This is a genomic window from Frankia sp. CoWAU3 (assembly GCF_977971855.1).
In genome coordinates, this window is record NZ_CDWWXB010000263.1 from 1 (window position 1) to 3,986 (window position 3,986).

The 3,986-nt window shown below is 68.7% G+C and carries 3 protein-coding genes and 1 tRNA gene; 2 read left to right on the forward strand and 2 right to left on the reverse strand.

The genetic code is table 11. The features are described from left to right. The first annotated feature begins 98 nt into the window (after positions 1–98). On the forward strand, positions 99–908 hold the full coding sequence (locus AC08ON_RS16795) for a polysaccharide deacetylase family protein (protein WP_476608320.1): 810 nt from the start codon (positions 99–101) through the stop codon (positions 906–908). Here the strand turns inward: AC08ON_RS16795 and AC08ON_RS16800 are convergent. Continuing rightward, the gene (locus AC08ON_RS16800; RefSeq protein WP_476608321.1) at positions 893–2,464 is read right to left on the reverse strand and encodes an aldehyde dehydrogenase family protein; all 1,572 of its coding nucleotides are present in this window, start codon (positions 2,462–2,464) and stop codon (positions 893–895) included. The two genes, AC08ON_RS16795 and AC08ON_RS16800, sit on opposite strands and share 16 nt — an antisense overlap. A 454-nt stretch (positions 2,465–2,918) precedes the next feature. Here AC08ON_RS16800 and AC08ON_RS16805 point away from each other — a divergent pair, with 454 nt between their 5' ends. Then, positions 2,919–3,635: a response regulator gene (locus tag AC08ON_RS16805; protein WP_476608319.1), complete on the forward strand. Its 717-nt coding sequence runs from the start codon at positions 2,919–2,921 to the stop codon at positions 3,633–3,635. A gap of 77 nt (positions 3,636–3,712) precedes the next feature. On the opposite strand, the gene AC08ON_RS16810 is transcribed toward AC08ON_RS16805, so the two are convergent. After that, positions 3,713–3,788: transfer RNA gene (locus AC08ON_RS16810), tRNA-His, on the reverse strand. Positions 3,789–3,986 lie beyond the last annotated feature (198 nt).

Sequence of the window (3,986 nt, forward strand, 5' to 3'; positions counted from 1 at the left end):
GGGCGTGGCGGTACCCGGTGGCGGTGGGCTACCCGGTGGCGGCGGGCATGGGGGTGCCGGTCGGAAGGCGAGACCGGATCTGTGGCAGAGTTTTTGCCATGACGCGGTCCGTTGCGACGCGCAGGCCCGCCATGGCACGCCGTGCCGCCGCCACGGCGTTGACCCTGGGCGGCGCGGCCGGGCTCACCTACGGCATTCCGTCGCTCATCACACTGCGTCGACTACGGCTGCGGTGGACGCCAGCGCTCGCAGGGCTCGGCGCGCCCGATCACGTTGCGCTCACCTTCGACGATGGTCCGGATCCCGTGTCCACGCCGCAGTTTCTCGACGTGCTCGCCGAACTCGACGTGCGGGCGACGTTCTTCGTCCTCGGTGGTCTGCTGGAACGCGCACCGACGTTGGCGCGGGAGATGGCCGCCGCCGGGCACGAGCTGGCCGTGCACGGCTGGGATCATCGCCCGATGCTGTTGCGCGGTCCCCGCTCCACGCACGACCATCTCGCCCGCACCCGGGACCTGGTCGTCGAGATCACCGGTCGCGCGCCGCGGTTCGTCCGGCCGCCGCACGGCATCCTCTCGGCCGGGCTGCTCGTCGCGGCCCGTCGCCTCGACCTCAGCCCCGTCCTGTGGTCGGCATGGGGACGCGACTGGACGGCCGAGGCGACGCCGGGCAGCGTGCTGGGCACCGTCGCCCCCGACCTGCGCGGGGGCGCCACGGTGCTGCTGCACGACTGTGACTGCACATCAGCCCCCGGGGCCTGGCGCAGCGCGCTCGGGGCTCTGCCCGGGATCGCCGCGCGCTGCGACGACGCCGGCCTGCGCCTTGGACCACTCGCCGAGCACGGCCTGCCGGCCTGGTCGAATCCTCCTTCTGGCAGGAGCGGCCGGGCAGGTCAGACGGCCGGGTAGAGGGAGTAGCCCGGGAAGTTGCCGACGAGCCGCTCGTCGGCGTCCGCGCCTACGGTGACGGCCCTGGCCAGATGGACACCGCCGACGAAGGCCCCCTTCCAGGAGGCGCCGCGGCCACCGAACGGCTCGTCCCGGTCGCCGCGGGAGCGCGGCTTGTTGACTCCAACCTTGAACGCCTGCAGCTCCCCGGCGAGCCGGCGGGCATGGGACTCGTCGTCGCAGGCCAGTGAGGCGACCAGCGCGCCGTTGGAGGCGTTCATCGCAGCCAGCAGCTCGGCCTCCGAGTCGACGACGACGATGGTGTCGACCGGGCCGAACGGCTCCGCGTGGTGCAGCGCGGACGACGCCGGCGGGCTCAGGATCGCCACCGGCGGCACATAGGCGGAGGTGTCCTGCCCGGGGATGAACCGGCCGTCCGCGAGGTCTCCGCGGTAGATCGGCACGCCGCCCTTCGTGATCGCCTCGTCGATCTTCGCGGCCAGCTCGGTCGCCTTGTCCGTGGTGATGACCGGGCCGTAGTCCAGCTCGGGCAGCGGGTCGGTGTCGTCGGCGACGGCGAGGGGATGGCCGAACCGGACGCCGGAGACCACCGGCAGGTACATCTGGAGGAACCTGTCGAACAGTTGGCGCTGGACGACGTAGCGGGGGTAGGCGGTGCAGCGCTGCTTGCCGTACTCGAAGCCCTTCTTCAGATGGGCGGCGAGCATGTCCCACTGGGAGAAGTCCCAGATACCCCAGGCGTTGAGGCCCTCCTGCTCTAGGAAGTGGCGCTTACCGGTGTCGACCAGGGCGGCGGCGACCTGGCCACCCGCCGACCGGCCGCCCACGAAGGCCAGGCAGCCGATCTCGGGGGCGCGGACCAGCGCCGAGCTCAGCCGGGAACCCGATCCGGAGACCAGCGAGACCGGCAGACCCTCTCGGCGGGCTAGTGCGCTCGCCAGGGTCAGGCAGGCGGCGCCGCCGTCGGTCGGGGTCTTGGCGATGGTGCCGTTGCCGGCGAGGATCTGGACGAGCACGGCATGCATGAGCACGCTCATCGGGTAGTTCCAGCTGGCGATGTTGCTCACCGGACCGGGTAGCGGGGTGCGCCCGGCGATCATGCCGTCGATCTCGTCGATGTACCAGCGCACCCCGTCGAGGGCACGGTCGACGTCGGTGCGCGCCAGTCGCCAGGGCTTGCCGATCTCCCAGACGAGCAGGAGAGCCAGCAGGTCGCGGTAGGCGTCCATGGCGTCGACGGCGGCGCGTACCCGGGCCTTGCGCTCGGGCAGCGCCACGTCGCGCCAGTGCTTGTGGTCGTCGAGAGCGGCCCGGATCGCATCCCGGGCCTCGTCCTGCTCGATCATCGGGGGCCCGGCGATCGGTGCGCCGTCGACGGGGGACAGGCTGTGCAGTGGATTTCCAGTTCGATGCCAGTGCCCGCCCCAGAGATTACGGAGGCGGTCCTCGTCGAACGCCTCGGGGGCAACCTGGCGGCAGGTGGTGAACGCCTCGGACCAGGTGGTACCCGGCTTAATGTGGAGTCGTGGCTGGGAGCTGCTGGATGCTGCGGCCATACCGGTGATATTGACGGTCATCCGCCGATCACGCCAGGCAAAGCGGCCCACTATTTCGAGGATTCTTAGATGACTGTATCAGAGTAATAACTCTCGGTAATTTCCTGCATAAACCGTCATGTGGTCACTCATCGCCCCCGCTTGATATCCAATGATCTTGCTGCTGCTGCTGCTGGTGGCTTGTCGCGCTGGTCGCCGGGGTCGTTGCCAGGAGGAAACCGGGCGCGACTCGCCACGCGAACATGGTCCTATGCGGGTGGGTGGCAGCGTCCACCGCGTACTATTTCCGGCATGTCGGATGCGTTTATCGGGCAAGATGGTGGCACCACTTCGGCGCCGTCACGACCTCGGGTGTGTACTTCATCACGTAGAGTGGGTTGGTGTCCGAACCGCCTTTCGTTCGCGTCCGGGTTGCCGCCGCTCGGACCATTCGATCCTGATTCCCGGATGTGTGATGACGGCCAGTGTCGTGCCGCCGTCGGCCGCTGAAGCCGACTCCGTCGAGGGCTCCGCGCCGATCCGGGTCCTCGTAGTAGATGATCATGAGCTGTTCCTTCAGGGCCTGCAGACGGTCCTGGAGATCGAGGAGGACATCAGCGTCGTCGGCCGGGCCGGTAACGGTCAAGAGGCTCTGACCTTGGCCTCCGGGACATCGCCGGACATCGTCCTGATGGATGTCCGGATGCCGGGCCGGGACGGGATCGCCGCGGCGGGTGCCATCAAACGTGCTGTTCCGCGCACGCGTATCGTGATGCTCACGGTCTCGGACGAGGAGTCCGACCTGTTCGAGGCGATCAAGGCGGGTGCGGTCGGGTACCTGCTGAAGTCGATTCCGCCGCACGAGGTGGCCGACGCGGTGCGGGCTGTCCACAATGGGCAGAGCCTGATCAGTCCTTCGATGGCATCGAAGTTGATGGTCGAGTTCGCCACGATGGCCCGGGGTGCCGAGGACCGTCCTCGGGCGCACGCCCCGCACCTGACCGCGCGAGAACTCGAGGTACTGAAGCTGGTCGCTGAGGGGCGCGCGAACCGCGAGATTGCCCGCAAGCTGTTCATCAGTGAGAACACGGTCAAGAACCACGTTCGTAACATCCTGGACAAACTGCAGCTGCACTCGCGGATGGAGGCCGTGATGTACGCGGTTCGTCAGGGGCTGTTCGACATCGAGTGAGCCCGGCGGGGCCGCACGGCTGCCACGGTGGGTCTCTGCCCGCCGACCCGCGGGGCCTGGTCGGCGGGATATTGCTCTGGGGTGGGTGACGGGACTTGAACCCGCGGCCACCGGGACCACAACCCGGTGCTCTACCAGCTGAGCTACACCCACCAGAACCTGGCTGCCATGCCGAAGGAGGAGACCCGGCCGGACCGGAGATCCTCCGACCGGTGCGAATCCGGAATATTCCGAATCCGGGACGTTCCACCCACGCCGCCTGACCAAGCGAAGCTATCGTACCGGTCCGCGCCACCGGATGGGCAAGGGGGTTACCCCGGTCATGCCCGCCGCGCTCTGCGAGATCGTAAG